14 protein-coding genes are annotated in these 14816 nt (G+C 66.5%); 5 read left to right on the plus strand and 9 right to left on the minus strand.

What is annotated here, in order from left to right:
* Nucleotides 1-47: 47 nt before the first annotated feature.
* From FHX72_RS06585 to dnaK, 9 genes are read right to left on the minus strand one after another with little or no spacing between them, the layout of a single operon-like run.
* Entirely contained in the window at nt 48-923 is an 876-nt protein-coding gene (locus FHX72_RS06585; protein ID WP_221186726.1) for an alpha/beta fold hydrolase, read from the minus strand.
* Nucleotides 923-2659 (minus strand): FAD-dependent oxidoreductase, encoded by a 1737-nt coding sequence (locus FHX72_RS06590; protein ID WP_183623769.1) that lies wholly within the window; start codon nt 2657-2659, stop codon nt 923-925. The genes FHX72_RS06585 and FHX72_RS06590 overlap by 1 nt, the downstream gene beginning before the upstream one ends.
* Entirely contained in the window at nt 2656-2916 is a 261-nt protein-coding gene (locus FHX72_RS19620) for a UBP-type zinc finger domain-containing protein (RefSeq protein WP_141386015.1), read from the minus strand. The genes FHX72_RS06590 and FHX72_RS19620 overlap by 4 nt, the downstream gene beginning before the upstream one ends.
* Nucleotides 2913-3365, minus strand: coding sequence for a thioredoxin (trxA, locus tag FHX72_RS06600; RefSeq protein ID WP_183623771.1), 453 nt, complete (start codon nt 3363-3365; stop codon nt 2913-2915). Before trxA ends, FHX72_RS19620 begins: the two co-directional genes overlap by 4 nt.
* Nucleotides 3362-5989, minus strand: coding sequence for an ATP-dependent chaperone ClpB (clpB, locus tag FHX72_RS06605; RefSeq protein WP_183623773.1), 2628 nt, complete (start codon nt 5987-5989; stop codon nt 3362-3364). The genes trxA and clpB overlap by 4 nt, the downstream gene beginning before the upstream one ends.
* Nucleotides 5980-6291, minus strand: coding sequence for a chaperone modulator CbpM (locus FHX72_RS06610; RefSeq protein WP_183623775.1), 312 nt, complete (start codon nt 6289-6291; stop codon nt 5980-5982). Before FHX72_RS06610 ends, clpB begins: the two co-directional genes overlap by 10 nt.
* Entirely contained in the window at nt 6288-7175 is an 888-nt protein-coding gene (locus FHX72_RS06615) for a DnaJ C-terminal domain-containing protein (RefSeq protein ID WP_183623777.1), read from the minus strand. Before FHX72_RS06615 ends, FHX72_RS06610 begins: the two co-directional genes overlap by 4 nt.
* Before the next feature lie 3 nt (nt 7176-7178).
* Nucleotides 7179-7718 (minus strand): nucleotide exchange factor GrpE, encoded by a 540-nt coding sequence (locus tag FHX72_RS06620; RefSeq protein WP_183623779.1) that lies wholly within the window; start codon nt 7716-7718, stop codon nt 7179-7181.
* An 18-nt stretch (nt 7719-7736) separates the two neighbouring features.
* Nucleotides 7737-9602: a molecular chaperone DnaK gene (dnaK, locus tag FHX72_RS06625; RefSeq protein ID WP_183623790.1), complete on the minus strand. Its 1866-nt coding sequence runs from the start codon at nt 9600-9602 to the stop codon at nt 7737-7739.
* 505 nt (nt 9603-10107) lie between these two features.
* On the opposite strand from dnaK, the gene FHX72_RS06630 reads away from it, so the two are divergent.
* From FHX72_RS06630 to istB, 5 genes are all read left to right on the plus strand, one after another.
* Nucleotides 10108-10500 (plus strand): hypothetical protein, encoded by a 393-nt coding sequence (locus FHX72_RS06630; RefSeq protein WP_183623792.1) that lies wholly within the window; start codon nt 10108-10110, stop codon nt 10498-10500.
* Nucleotides 10501-10519: 19 nt separating this feature from the next.
* Nucleotides 10520-11836 (plus strand): ISL3 family transposase, encoded by a 1317-nt coding sequence (locus FHX72_RS06635; protein ID WP_420892889.1) that lies wholly within the window; start codon nt 10520-10522, stop codon nt 11834-11836.
* A complete protein-coding gene (locus FHX72_RS06640; protein WP_183623794.1) occupies nt 11833-12534 on the plus strand; it encodes an integrase catalytic domain-containing protein in 702 nt (233 codons plus the stop codon). The genes FHX72_RS06635 and FHX72_RS06640 overlap by 4 nt, the downstream gene beginning before the upstream one ends.
* 140 nt (nt 12535-12674) lie before the next feature.
* Nucleotides 12675-13982: an IS21 family transposase gene (istA, locus tag FHX72_RS06645; RefSeq protein WP_478219664.1), complete on the plus strand. Its 1308-nt coding sequence runs from the start codon at nt 12675-12677 to the stop codon at nt 13980-13982.
* Entirely contained in the window at nt 13979-14791 is an 813-nt protein-coding gene (istB, locus tag FHX72_RS06650; RefSeq protein WP_068476904.1) for an IS21-like element helper ATPase IstB, read from the plus strand. Before istA ends, istB begins: the two co-directional genes overlap by 4 nt.
* Nucleotides 14792-14816 lie beyond the last annotated feature (25 nt).

The raw sequence follows: 14816 nt of genomic DNA on the forward strand, positions 1-14816 counted from the left end.
ATCTGGTTATTTCTCGTACCAAGAATCTGCTTTCTTGGGCGAAATCGTCATGCTGTCACCGCCTCGGCGACGACTCGCGCGAGGCGCTTGCCGATGAGGTGGTTCGTTGCCCGCACACGCCGAACGGTGACCCCCATCATCCGCTCCACGATGCGCAGCACGGCTTCGGAGCGGAACTCGTCGAGGTCGCCCATGATGACGTCGATGGGGGCTTTGACATGGGCGATGTCGCTGAGAGTGGTCTGTGACTCGATGGAGTGCTGCAACGACTTGACGAATGGCTCCCAGTTGCGTTCAGTGATATCTACAGCTTTGGGGATGGGCAGCAGCCGCTGTACCAGCGCAGCGTGCCGGAGGGTGAACTCCCGGTTCGTGCGGAGGTACTCGTAGAGCCGCAGGTAGAAGTCCATCCGGGCCCGCTCGATGACGTCCCCTATTTCATGGGGTGCGAGATAGATAGGTGGGCTGACCATCACGAACTTCGCGACTCGCTTTTGCCGCCGGGCGGCGTACCGGGCGCCGATGAGGGCGCCCATGGAATGCCCGACCACAGTGAACGGCTCGCGCAGCCGCAGCGACGCGACCGTCCGCTCGATAGCGGCGACCTGGTCGGCCAGGGTGTAATCGGCCCACTCCGGCGCCGGCGACTCGCCGAAGCCGAGCAGGTCGATGGCGATGCACCGGTGGGTGCGCTCGAGCAGCGGGATCACGTGGTGAAACGTCACCGACGAGGACGCGATACCGTGCAGCAGCAGCACCGTCGGGCCCTCGCCGCGTTCCTCGGCGATGTGCAGCACCGGCATGCGGCGAAACCACCTCATCCGACGCAACGTCGAGCGGATCTCGCCCGCTACGCCCGCATGGGCCACCGGAGGATCCGCGGGTTTTCCCACGGCTGCCGGGTTCGGGGAGGCTTGCGGCATCAGGTGTCCCTGGATGTCGGAGCTCCTGCGCGCACTCGACTGTGACGACCCTCGTTCAGGTACTCGTGGATCTGCCGGACCACACTGGCGCCCTCACCCACAGCCGAGGTCATTCGCCTCACAGACCCGTGCCGTACATCGCCGATAGCGAAGACCCCGGGGATGGTGGTCTCCAAGGAGAAGCGGGGGCTTCCTTCCGTCCGCGCGCCGGCCAGCTCCGCCTCCGCGCCGGTGAGGATGTACCCATCGGGATCGCGTGCCACATCGACCTTCAATCCCGTCGTCGCCGGAGCGGCGCCGATGAAGACGAACATGTGCCACACGCGGAGCTTCTCCAGCACGTCACCGTGACGGACTGTGACCGCTTCCAAACGGTTGCCGCCGTGTGCTTCCACGACCTCCGAGGACAGCAGCACGTTGATACGGGGGTGATGTTGGATCTGGTCCACCAGGTACCTGGACATTCCCGCTCCCAGGTCCGCGGCGCGCACCACAAGGTGCACACGGGAGGACGTGCGGGCAAGAAACAGTGCGGCCTGTCCGGCGGAGTTGCCGCCGCCGACAACAGCGACAGGTGTGTCTACGCACATCCGCGCTTCCTGCGCTGTTGCCGCGTAGAACAAGTTCGAGGTCTGGAACCGGTCCAGCCCCGCGGCGGGAAGCGAGCGGTATCGCACCCCGGTGGCAAGGACCACCACATCTGAGGTGACCTCCCTGCCATCTTCGAAGATCACCCGGAAGCGGTCCTCATCCTCCACGACCTCCTGGACCGTGGTCGGGATGTCCAACGTGGCACCGAACTTGCGCACTTGCAGGAGGCAGCGGTCGGCGAGCTCGGTGCCGGAGATTCCGGCGGGAAACCCCAGATAGTTCTCGATCTTCGCTGACGTTCCCGCCTGCCCGCCGGTGGCGACCGCGTCGCACAGGTAGACCGACAACCCATCGGAGGCTGCGTACACCGCCGCGGCAAGACCAGCCGGCCCAGCGCCGACGACCACCACATCGCAGGTGGCCGGTGGGGCGGGCGGGCGCATCCCCAACTCGTCGGCAAGCCGTGCCGGGGTGGCACCCAGGACGGTGCGCGAGCCGCCGAGGATCACCAGCGGGAAGTCGGCGACGGTGGCGCCGAGCTGGCGGACCAGCCGCTCCGCTTTATCGTCCTCATCCAGGTCCACCAGCCGGTGGGGCAGCCGGTTTCGTGCGATGAAGTCCAGCAGATCCCGGGTCTGCGGGGAGAAGCAGGAGCCGACGATCCGCAGGCCCGCTCCCGCCCCGATGGCCAGGGAGCGGCGGATGAGGTAGGCCCGCAGGATGATCTCACCCAACAGCGGGTCCGAGGTGACGATGGCCTCCAGCTCATCGACGGGCACCTCCACCACCTCGGCGGCGCCGATGGCGGAGACGAACACGAAAGACGGTTGTCCTTCCAGCAGCCCGACATCCCCCACGAACCGGCCGCGGCCGTGCACCTCGACCGCCAACGACTCATCGGAGTGACGCGGATCCGCCGCAAGCTCGGTGTCCGCCGTCAGCAGGTGCCCTTCCAGGACGACATAGAGGGAGGACGGGTGCTCGCCGGGCTGGATGAGAACCTCCCCGTCGGTGAGTGTGCGGCGCTGCCCTCGTACGAGCAGCACCGCGATCTGCTCGCCGCTGAGCCGCGGGAAGGCGCCGATGGTGTCAGTCGTCTCGGTCTGAGCGACCTGGCGGCGGTTGGCGGCGGGCGTGTCACTCATAGGTACGCTTCGTCCACGTAGCACCAGCTCCAGTTCTCCCCCAGCTCCAGCGACCGCACGATGGGGTGCCCCGCCGTGAGCGCATGCGTGCGAGCGTGCCGCATCGGGGAGGAGTCGCAGCACCCGACCTTCCCGCAGGTGCGGCACATCCGCAGGTGCAGCCAGGGCGTGCCGGCCGCCACGCAGTCCTCACATGACCCGGGTGTCCGGGGACGGACCGGGCGGATGAGCGGGACGTGTGGGTCGACGTGTCTCATGGGGCAGCGCCGGCCGAGTCAGCCTTCTTCTGCAGCGCCTCGTCCACCCAGCGCAGCAGCACGTCCGGCGGGGCGGCTCCGGATTGGCGGGAGAGCACGTTCCCCTGGTTGAGGATGAGCAGAGTCGGCACCGCCTGGACGGAGAACTTGCGGGCCGTCTCCGGGGCGGCGTCCACGTCCACTTTCACCAGCTTGAGCTTGCCGGCACGTTCCGTGGCGACCTTCTCGAGGGCGGGGCTGACCATCCGGCACGGTCCGCACCAGGTCGCCCACAAGTCCACGAGCACCACTTGCGGGGCCTGCTCGACCACCTCGGCGAAGTCCGCATCGCCCGCATCGACGATCCACGGCACGGCGCTCTTGCAGACGCCGCAGCGCGGGTACCCCGACGCGGCGGCGGGGACACGGTTCTTCTTCCCGCAGTTGGGGCAGGTCACAATCGCGCTCACGCCGTGTCCTCCTCTTCGGCGGGCGCTGCGATGTTGAAGACGAGGTCGCCGTCCTGCACGTCCAGCGTGACCGTCGACCCGTCCACCAGCTGCCCGCTCAGCAGCGCACGACCCAGTCGGGTCTCGATCTCATGGCTGATGTAGCGTCGCAGCGGACGCGCACCGTACACGGGGTCGTAGCCTCGGTCGGCGATGAGCTGGCGTGCCGCGGGCGTCAGCTCGATGCGGATCTGACGCTCGGCCAGCCGGGAGCGCAGGTCGGTGAACTGCAGCTCCACAATGTCCTGGATCTGTTCACGACCCAGCGGCGAGAACACCACGATGTCGTCCACCCGGTTGAGGAACTCGGGACGGAAGTGGGCGCGCAACTCACCGAGCACACGGTTTCGCACGTCGTCGGGGATCGCGCCGCCATCGGAGCCCAACAGGTGATGAGCACCGATGTTGGAGGTCATGATGACGATGGTGTTGCGGAAGTCGACGGTGCGTCCCTGGCTGTCGGTGATGCGGCCGTCGTCGAGGACCTGCAGCAGCGTGTTGAACACGTCCGGGTGCGCTTTCTCGATCTCGTCGAAAAGGACCACGCTGTACGGGTGGCGGCGCACCGCCTCGGTCAGCTGCCCTCCCTCGTCGTACCCGACATACCCGGGAGGTGCACCGACGAGCCGGCTGACGGTGTGACGTTCCTGGTATTCGCTCATGTCCAGCCGGACCATTGCCGACTCGCTGTCGAACAGTGCTTGCGCGAGCGCTTTGGCCAGTTCGGTCTTTCCCACTCCGGTGGGGCCGAGGAAGATGAACGAGCCGATGGGTCGGCGCGGGTCGCGGATGCCGGAGCGGGCACGGATAATCGCGTCGCTGACGAGCGTGATGGCCTCATCCTGACCGACCACCCGCTCCTTGAGGGTGGCGTCCAGGGTGAGGATCTTGTTGCGTTCACCTTCCTGCAGCCGGGCCACGGGGATCCCCGTCCACGCTGCGACGATCTCGGCGATCTCGTCCTCGGTGACCACCTCCCGCAGCAGGCGCTGCCTGCCCTGCTTGGAGGCGAGACGCTCCTCCTCGGCGTGCAGGCGTCGTTCCGCGTCAGCGATAGACCCGTACCGCAGTTCAGCGGCACGGTTGAGGTCGTAGGAGCGCTCAGCTTCCTCCGCCTCCCGCCGCAGCCGCTCCAGCTCACCGCGCAGCTCCTGGACCTTGCGGATCGCTTGACGCTCCGCCTCCCACTGGGCGCGCTTGGAGTCCGCCTCCGCCTTCAGGTCGGTTAGTTCCCGGCGCAGCTCCTCCAGCCGTTTCTTGCTGGCAGTGTCCGTTTCCTTCGACAGCGCCGCTTCCTCGATCTCCAGGCGGGTCACCCGCCGGGTCAGCTCGTCGAGCTCAGCGGGCATTGAGTCGATCTCTGTTCGCAATCGCGCGCAGGCTTCGTCGATGAGGTCGATGGCCTTGTCGGGCAGGAACCGGTCGGAGATGTACCGGTGGGACAGCACGGCGGCCGCGACCAATGCGCTGTCCTGGATGCGGACACCGTGGAAGATCTCCAGTCGTTCGCGCAGGCCGCGGAGGATGGAGATCGCGTCCTCCACGTCAGGCTCCTCGACCATCACCGTCTGGAACCGGCGTTCCAGGGCAGCGTCCTTCTCGATGTGCTTGCGGTACTCATCGAGGGTGGTGGCACCGATGAGGTGCAGCTCCCCGCGGGCGAGCATCGGCTTGAGCATGTTGCCGGCGTCCATCGCCCCTTCGGTGGCTCCCGCCCCCACCAGAGTGTGGAGCTCGTCGATGAACAGCAGGATGCGTCCCTCCCCTGCCTTCACCTCTGCCAGGACTGCCTTCATTCGCTCCTCGAACTCGCCCCGGTACTTCGCGCCAGCGACCAGGGCAGACAGGTCCAGCGAGAACACGGTCTTGTCGCGAAGGCCCTCGGGCACGTCCTCACGCAAGATCCGCTGGGCAAGGCCCTCCACGATGGCGGTCTTTCCGACACCGGGCTCGCCGATGAGGACGGGGTTGTTCTTGGTCTTGCGGGAGAGGATCTGGATGACCCGACGGATCTCCGCATCACGCCCGATGACCGGGTCAAGCTTGCCCAGCCGGGCGTCAGCGACCAGGTCACGGCCGTACTTCTCCAACGCCTCGTACGTCTGCTCGGGGGTGGCGGAGTTGACGTGCTGGTTGCCGCGGATCTTGGTGAGCGCGCTGAGGAAGCTCTCCCGTGTGACACCGTGCCCGCGCAGCACTCGGGACGCGGCACGGTTGGAGGAGTCGTCGGCGAGGGCCAGAACGAGATGCTCCACGGAGATGTAGGAGTCTTTCAGCCGCTTTGCCTCCCGCTCCGCTCGTTCCAGGGTGGAGGTGAGGCTGCGGCTCACGTACACCTGACCGGTCTGCGGGGAGGACCCGGAGACGCTGGGCTTGCGGGCGATCTCCGCTTCGACGTCGGCGCGTACCGCTTCCACGTCAGCACCCGCTGTCTGCAGCAGTCGGGGAACCAGCCCCTCCTCCTGCTGGAGCAGTGCGAGCAGGAGATGCTCCTCATCCGTCTCGATCTGACCGGCCTGGACCGCGATGCTCTGGGCCGAGGTGAGCGCTTCTTGCGACTTCTGAGTGAGTGAGTTCATGTCCATGGGTTGTCTCCTTCAAGTCGGATGGTCCGGTGCCGCTCGAGCTGCTCGATGCGGGCGAGCAGCTCGAGCACGAGTGCGATGCCGGCGTAGTTCACGGCAAGATCGGAGTGCAGACGCACGATGGTGTGCACGCGGGCGGGGACGGTACGGGGGAACCACAGCCGTCCGCTGGTGTCGACGTGGGCGGTGACCAGCCCCAGCTCGACGAACTTCCGCAGCGTATCCGGGTGGATGCCTGCGGCCACCGCGGTCGTCGCCAGGTCGGCCCGGGCGACACGGACGGGCAGGTGACGTGAAGTCATGATCCTCTCCTAGCATCAAAAGACGATTCGTCGCGGAGCTGTTCGAACAGCTCCTTCTCCTTCTTGCTGAGAGTGCGGGGAACGACGACCTTCACCCGGGCATACAGGTCTCCCGGCTGTCCTTTGCGGGGCATCCCCTGCCCGCGCAGGCGGAGCCGCCTGTCAGTGGACGAGCCGGGCGGAACGTGCACGGTGACCGGGCCGCCGGGGGTGGGCAGGCTGACATCCGCGCCCAGCGCCGCCTCCCACGGTGAGATGGGAAGGTCCGTTTCGATGTCCGCGCCGCTGAGCCGGTACCGCTTACTGCCCTTCACGCGCAGCGTGACCAGCAGGTCCCCGTCCTGTCCGTCGGCGCCCGCTCCGCCTGCGCCAGCGATCCGCAGCCGCTGCCCGTCGACAGCGCCCGCTGGGATGTCGATGGTGTACCCCTGCGCGCCGCCGTACGGGGACGCAACCTGCACGGTGCGCCGCCCGCCCCGGTAGGCCTCCTCGACGGTGATCTCCAGCTCCGCGGTGTGGTCCTCGCCGCGACCGAAACCACCGAAGCCGCCCCCGAAGAGGTCCTCCCAGTTCACGCTCTGCGCGCCGCCCCCGCTCCACGTGTATCGAGTGCCCCCGCTGCGTCGCGGCTGCTCGGAGGAGCGAGCCGCGTCCGCGGCGGCGTACTGCCGGAAGTTCTCACCAAACCGGTCGTACTGCGCGCGGGTTTCCGGGTCTGACAGCACATCGTGGGCTTCACTGATCCGTTTGAAGGTCTCCTCCGCCCCCGGGGTCTTGTTGACGTCCGGGTGGAACTTGCGGGCCTTCTCCCGGTAGGCGCGGCGGATCTCCTTCTGATCCGCCGACCGGGAGACCCCCAGCGCACTGTAGAGATCCTCCGCCATCTCCTACTCCTCATCCGGCCTGCGGGTGACCACGACCGCAGCCGGTCGCAGCATCCGCTCAGGCGTTCCGAACCCGGGGCGAGTGACGGCGAGGATGCTGCGCGGCGGGACGCTGGCATCCTCGACCACCGAGACCGCCTCGTGCAGCTGCGGGTCGAACTCCGCACCGTCGGTGACAATCTCGGGGTACCCGAGTGCGCGCAACGCATCAGCGGCCTGCGCCCGGATGGCCTGCATGCCACCCAGAACGCCCTCGTCAAGATCCACCCCGAAGCTGAGCGCCCGATCCAGCCCGTCGACGACGGGCAAGAAGGCTTTGGCGGTGTGCTGCCGCTCCTGCTCGCGGACGGTCTGGATCTCGCGCGCCATCCGTTTGCGGAGGTTGTCGTAGTCCGCAGCCGCCCGGCGCCACCGGTCCTCGGCCGTCTCCAACTGGGCGGCGACCGCTGCTTGCGCGGCGCGGATCTCCTCCGGGGACACGTCGGTGAGGTCGTCCTTCAGCAGGTCCACGGCCCGCGTGTCCTCGTTCTGCTCCTCGACCATCGCAATCCTCCCTCCGTGCTACTTGTCGAATTCGGCGTCGACGACGTCGTCTTCGTCGTCCTGAGCGGGCTGCTCAGCGTGGCTGGCGTTCGCGCGGGCCGCAGCAAGGGACTGCGCAACCTGCAGCAGCTCGCCGGTGCGCTCTTTCGCTTCCTGCTCGCCGACGTTGTTCTGCACTGCCTCGCGGGCCTGCGTGATGAGCAGCTCCGCGCGGGCACGCTCGTGCTCCGGTGCAGCGTCGCCGAGCTCACGCAGTACCCGCTCGACCTGGTAGGCGGCGGAGTCCAGCTCGTTGCGGGCGTCCACGGCCTGGCGCAGCGCCTGGTCGTCAGCACGGTGCTGCTCGGCTTCCTCAATCATCCGGTCGATCTCGCCCTGGTCCAGATTCGAGGTGTCGCTGATGGTGATGCCCTGCTCGGTGCCGGTGTCCTTGTCCTTCGCCGTCACGTGCAGGATGCCGTTCGCGTCGATGTCGAAGGTGACCTCCACCTGCGCTTCACCGCGAGGAGCGGGGCGGATGCCGGTGAGCTGGAACCGGCCCAGCACCCGGTTGTCTGCGGCGTTCTCCCGCTCGCCCTGCAGGACGACGATCTCCACCGACGGCTGGTTGTCTTCGGCCGTGGAGAACACCTCGCTGCGTCGGGCGGGGATGGTGGTGTTGCGTTCGATGATCTTCGTCATCACGCCACCGCGGGTCTCCACACCCAGCGACAGCGGGGTGACATCCAGCAGCAGCACGTCGTCGACGTCGCCCTTGAGGACGCCCGCCTGGATGGCGGCGCCCACAGCGACCACCTCATCGGGGTTCACCGTCATGTTCGGCTCCTTGCCGCCGGTGAGCCGCTTGACGAGCGCTTGGACAGCGGGGATGCGGGTGGAACCGCCCACGAGGATGACCTCGTCGATATCGTTCTCGCTGACCTTCGCGTCGGCCATCGCCTGACGCACCGGACCGAGGCACCGCTCAACGAGGTCAGCGGTGAGGTCTTCGAACTTGGACCGCTTCACGGTCATGGTGAGGTGCCTGGGTCCGCTGGCGTCGGCGGTGATGAAGGGCAGGCTGACCTGGGTCTGGGACACCGAGCTGAGCTCGACCTTCGCCTTCTCGGCCGCCTCGAACAGTCGCTGCAGCGCCTGCGGGTCGTTGCGCAGGTCGATGCCATTCTCGTTCTTGAACTCGTCGGCAAAGTAGTCCACCAGCCGGCGGTCGAAGTCGTCGCCGCCCAGGTGGGTGTCACCCGCGGTGGATCGCACTTCGACGACCCCGTCGCCCACGTCGAGGAGGCTCACATCGAACGTGCCGCCACCGAGGTCGAACACCAGGATGGTCTCGTGGTTCTTCTTGTCCATTCCGTACGCCAGTGCGGCGGCGGTAGGCTCGTTGATGATGCGCAGCACCTCGAGCCCGGCGATGCGTCCGGCGTCCCTGGTCGCGGTGCGTTGGGCGTCGTTGAAGTAGGCGGGAACGGTGATGACGGCCTCGGTCACTTTCTCACCGAGGAACTTGCTGGCGTCGTCGACGAGCTTGCGCAGCACCTGGGCGCTGATCTCCTCCGGCGCGTACTGCTTGCCGCGGATGTTGAACCGTGCTTCGCCGTTGGGGCCTTCCACGACGTCGAAGCCGACGGCGTTGGCTTCCTCCTTGATCTCGTCGAAGGAACGGCCGATGAACCGCTTGGCGGACGAGATGGTGCCCTTCGGGTTGAGGATGCTCTGCCGGCGGGCAAGCTGCCCGACCAGCCGTTCACCGTCCTCGGTGAAAGCGACCACCGACGGGGTAGTGCGGGCTCCCTCCGCGTTCGGGATGACCTTCTCCTCGCCGTTCTCCCAGACGGCGATAACGGAGTTCGTGGTTCCCAGATCGATTCCTACTGCCTTGGCCATGTCGGTTTCCTTTCTGTTGCGGTGAGCGCCCGGATTCCGGAGACGCCGAACCTGGCGCCCGGACGGCGCTGAGCGAGTGAACTGCGGGACTCTAGTGGATGTTCGAGGGGATCCTGCGCACAGCTAGTTTCGCCAGCGAAATCCCGATGAGCAACACGGTGTTGTGGTAGCGGGCACTGATCCGCGTGTTTGGCATCGAGAATGTACTGGTCGTGATCGCGAGATGGATCCACCGGCACCGGTTGCTCGGTGTTGCGTCCGACTGCATTTGCGATCACATTGGCTACCTCCTCGTACACGGAGAGTCGATATGGCTCGACTTCAACTTTCTCCGCGTGCCCGTGTCAGAAAGCTGGGGCTGTTGTCACCATCCTGGACCACCGTTTTCAAATGCGCAAGGCATCGGCGTACCTTGCGTATATTGATCGCGTAGCCCAAGTCGTGCCTCACATACTTTGATCGCGTACTTCTACGCTGAACGAGTATGAACAAGGGTGTGGTGTCAGTGGCGACACGAATCGAAATCACCAAACAGTTGAAACAGGCGTACAAGACCGCGGCGAAGTCCGAGAAGTCCGAAATTCTGGACCAGTTCTGCGCAACTACCGGGGTGTCACGCGTCACGGCCAGACGCTACCTCACCGACCCGAACCTCGGGGCGAAGAACGTCACCCGGATCGACCGCAGACACCACCGACCGACCAAATACTCGGCCGCTTCCAGGCGCGTGCTGGTGTGGCTGTGGCGGGTCATGATGTACCCGTGCGGGAAGTACATGCAGCAGATGCTCCCCGAATGGATTCCCGGCTCTTGGGACATCCGGTGGGGTGAGGCTCGCCGGGTGAGGTGTGGCGGTCGGGGTCGAGGTCCCCGAGGATCAGAAGCGCTAACTCACTGATCTTCACGAGGACCTCAACGTGCTTCACCCTACTTCCGTGCGCCCTGACGTGCGCTCTTCCTGTCCGTGTTCCCGCTGTGATCTGTTGCTCGGCATCGATGGTGTGCATGTCGAGCATGTCGACCGCCGTGATGACGTGTTGGTGGTGACGGTCTCGAGCCCCGCGACGCCGGCCGGGTGCCCGTCGTGCGGTGTCATCGCGACTGGACGAGGGCGTCGACGACGAGTACTTCATGATGTGCCCGGCGCGACGCGAGTGCGCATCTGGTGGCGGCAGCGCGTGTGGCGCTGTGACGAGGAAGACTGCGCGCGGAAGACGTTCGTGGAGCAACTGCCGACCCTTGTCGCGCCGCGAGGATCGATCACGAAGCGCGGCATCGACTGGGCGCTCTGGCAGCTGCGCCGCGAACACGCCACGATTTCGGGGCTTGCCCGGCAGCTGGGCACGTCGTGGAAAACGGTATGGCGGGCCATCGAACCCCGACTCATCACGCTCGCCGCCGATGAGTCCCGGTTCGAGAACGTCACCACCCTCGGTGTCGATGAGCATGTCTGGCACCACGTCGATGCCCGCAAGCGGGGCCCGAAAGAGCTGACCGGCATGGTCGATCTGACCCGCGACGTGCACGGGAACACCAAGGCCAGACTCCTCGACCTCGTGCCCGGCCGATCGGGGAAGGTCTACGCAACCTGGCTGGGTGAGCGAGGCGACGCCTTCCGGAAAACCGTGGAAGTCGCGGCGTTGGATCCGTTCGCGGGCTACAAGACCGCGATCGATGACCAGCTCGACGATGCCGTCGCGGTGCTCGACGCGTTCCACGTCGTGAAGCTCGGCACCGCGGCCGTGGACGAGGTCCGACGCCGCGTCCAGCAAGACACCCTCGGACACCGCGGCCGCAAGGGCGACCCGCTCTACGGCATCCAGACCATCCTCCGCGCCGGAGCGGAGAACCTCACCGACAAGCAACACACCCGCCTGACCGCGGCGATCGATGCCGACCCCGCCCACGATGAAGTGTTCATCGCCTGGCAGTGCGCGCAGCAACTACGCTCCGCGTACCGCCAGAAGCATCTCACCGAGGGGCGCAGAATGGCCGAGCACGTCACCGACCGGTTCCATACCTGCCCGATCCCCGAGATCGCCCGCCTCGGCCGGACCCTGCGCCGGTGGCGGTCAGCGTTCCTCGCGTACTTCACCACCAACCGCGCGAACAACGGCGGCACCGAAGCCGTGAACGGCATCATCGAGCTCCACCGACGCCCCGCCCGCGGCTACCGCAATCGACACAACTACCGACTCCGCATGCTCCTCGCCGCAGGAGGCCTCACTTCATGACCCCCACCCAATGTCCGAAGAGCCGGATTCCCCGGCTCGAAGCCCATCACGAACTCGTGTATGGCGAGCACGACTACACGTCTGAGGTGCGAGCCGAGCTGCTGCACATGTCTGCCGCGACCATTGACCGGTACTTACGTGAACACCGTCGGGCCCTCGAACTCAAAGGTATCTCGGCCACCCGGTCGGGCGCACTGTTGCGTACCTCGATCCAGATCAGGAAAGCCGGTGACGAAGCCGAAACAGAGCCTGGGTTTCTGGAGTGTGACACGGTCGCGCATTGCGGGCCGACATTGCAGGGTGAGTTCGCGAGAACGTTGACCGCAACCTGCGTGTATACGGGTTGGACGCACCTGGAAGTGCTGCGCAATAACGCCCGCGTACACATGATTGCCGCGCTCGAACGACTCGAGGCTGCGCTGCCGTTTGATATCGCGGGATTGGATTGCGACAACGGGTCCGAGTTCATCAACGACCAAGTCATCACGTGGGCCGGTGAGCGGAAGATTTTCTTCACCAGGTCCCGGCCCTACAAGAAAAACGATCAAGCCGTTGTCGAGTCCAAGAACAATCACATTGTCCGGAAGTATGGCTTCTACTACCGGTATGACACCGCCGAGGAACGAGATGTGCTCGCGAAACTGTGGCAGGTGGTGGGGTGGAAGATGAACTTCTTCACGCCTGACGGCGCTCACTGAAATTCCTCGGTTCTGCTCATCGAAATTCCCCACTCTGGGTCGCTCCGCCGCATGAGGCGGGCCTTCCTCGATGCTGGTGGTCTCTGACCACACACCAGCCCGAGGAAGGCCCTGTTCTCATGCTCTCAGAGAGGAGCAGCGTGGACATCCACGCTCTGAAACGGCAGGGGATGACGATCAGCGAGATCGCCCGCCGCACTAACCATGACCGCAAGACCATCCGCGCGTATCTGAACGGTGAACGCCAGCCCGGGATGCGTGAGCGCACCATCCCGGACTCGTTCGACGCGTTCGTCGACTACGCCACCGCGAGACTGACCGAGGACCCGCACCTGTGGGCGGTGGCGCTGCTCGACGAGCTGCGACCGCTCGGTTACGAGGGGTCGTATCCGACGCTGACGCGGCAGATTCGTGCCCGCGGGCTGCGTCCGGCGTGCACCGCGTGCGCGCACGTCACCAAACGCGCATACGCGGTCATCGAGCACCCGCCCGGGGAGGAGACCCAGTTCGACTGGGTCGAGATGCCCGACCCGCCCGCGCATTGGGGGTTCGGACGCAAGACCGCGTATGTCCTGGTCGGGTCGCTCGCGCACTCGGGTGTCTGGCGGGGCGTGATCTCCCCGTCGATGGACACCCCGCACCTGCTCGCCGCGATGACGACCCTGCTCGCCCTGCTGGGCGGGCTCACGAAGACCTGGCGGTTCGACCGGATGCGGACGGTCCTGGACCACCGCACCGGCGACCTGGTCCCGCAGTTCGCCGCGTTCGCGAAGCACCACGGCGTCACCGCGGTGGTCTGCCGGCCGAGGTCGGGGAACAGGAAGGGCGTGGTCGAGAAGAACAATCACACCGCCGCGCAACGCTGGTGGCGGACCTTGCCCGACGACCTCACCCTCGAGCAAGCGCAGGCCAGCCTGAACACGTTCGCCGCAGGGCAGGACGACCGGCGGCGTGAGGGCGAGCTCGGGACGACGACAGCGTCCGCCCTGTTCGTGAACGAGCGACTCAGACCGCTACCTGCGGTTGTGTTCCCTGTGATCATCACAGAGGAGCGCACCGCGACCCGGCAAGCGCTGATCGACTGGCGCGGGAATCGCTACTCCGTCCCGCCCGAACTCGCCGCCGCGAAAGTCGAGGTCCGGCAGCGGCTCGGCGCGGACATCATCGACATCGCCACCGCATCGGGGACGGTCGTCGCCCGCCACCAGGTCGCCGAACCCGGCCTCGGCGTCACGATCCGCGACAGCGGCCATGTCACCGCACTGGAGGCCATCGCGATGGCGTCAGCGACACCAGGACGCCCGCACCGCCGCAAAGAACGCATCCCACCCGGCAGGGCCGCGCTGCGCGCTGCCGCAGCCCTCACCAGCGCTGCAGCGCAGCCTTCGACCGTGATCAGCCTGGCCGCTTACGAGCAGGCCGCGAAGAACAGGAACACCCTCCGATGACCACAACCACAGCCACCACGACGGCAGCGAGCGTCTATCAACAGCTGCGCGGCCACCTCACCGACCTGAAACTCGCCGACGCCGCGGACGCCCTCCCCGCCGTCCTCGACCAGGCGCAAGCCGAAGGATGGACCCTGACGCAGGCCCTCGAGCACCTACTGCGAGTCGAGGTCACCGCCACCGACGCCCGCCGCTTGGCTGGCCGGTTCCGTTTCGCGAACCTCCCCACCGGGCAGACCCTGGACGACTTCGATCACGACGCCGCATCCGGCATCGACCGGTCGCTGCTGGCCGAGCTCGGCACCTGCCGGTTCATCGACACCGCCACCAACGTGCTCCTGATCGGCCCGCCCGGCGTCGGGAAGACCCACATCGCCACCGGCCTCGGCCACGCCGCCGTCACCGCCGGCTACCGCGTCTACTTCACCTCCGCCGCCGACCTCGCCGCCCGCTGCCACCGCGCCGCGATCGAAGGCAAGTGGTCGACGATGATGCGTTTCTTCGCCGGTCCGACCCTGCTCATCATCGACGAGCTTGGCTACCTGCCACTACCCGGCGAGGCCGCCTCAGCCTTGTTCCAGGTCATCAACCAGCGCTACCTGAAGACCTCCATCGTGATCACCACGAACCGGCCGGTCGGAGCCTGGGGCGAGATCCTCGGCGACACCACCGTCGCCGCAGCCATGCTCGACCGGCTCTTGCACCGATCCGTCGTGATCACCCTCGATGGAGCCTCTTACCGGCTCCGCCACCACGCCACCGCCGCAGACGAACTCCGCCGCGTCACGACCGGCACGAACCTGCGCTAACCTGACCACACGACCTGAGGAATTC

The sequence above is a fragment of the Pseudoclavibacter helvolus genome, from assembly GCF_014191305.1.
Lineage (GTDB): Bacteria > Actinomycetota > Actinomycetes > Actinomycetales > Microbacteriaceae > Pseudoclavibacter > Pseudoclavibacter helvolus.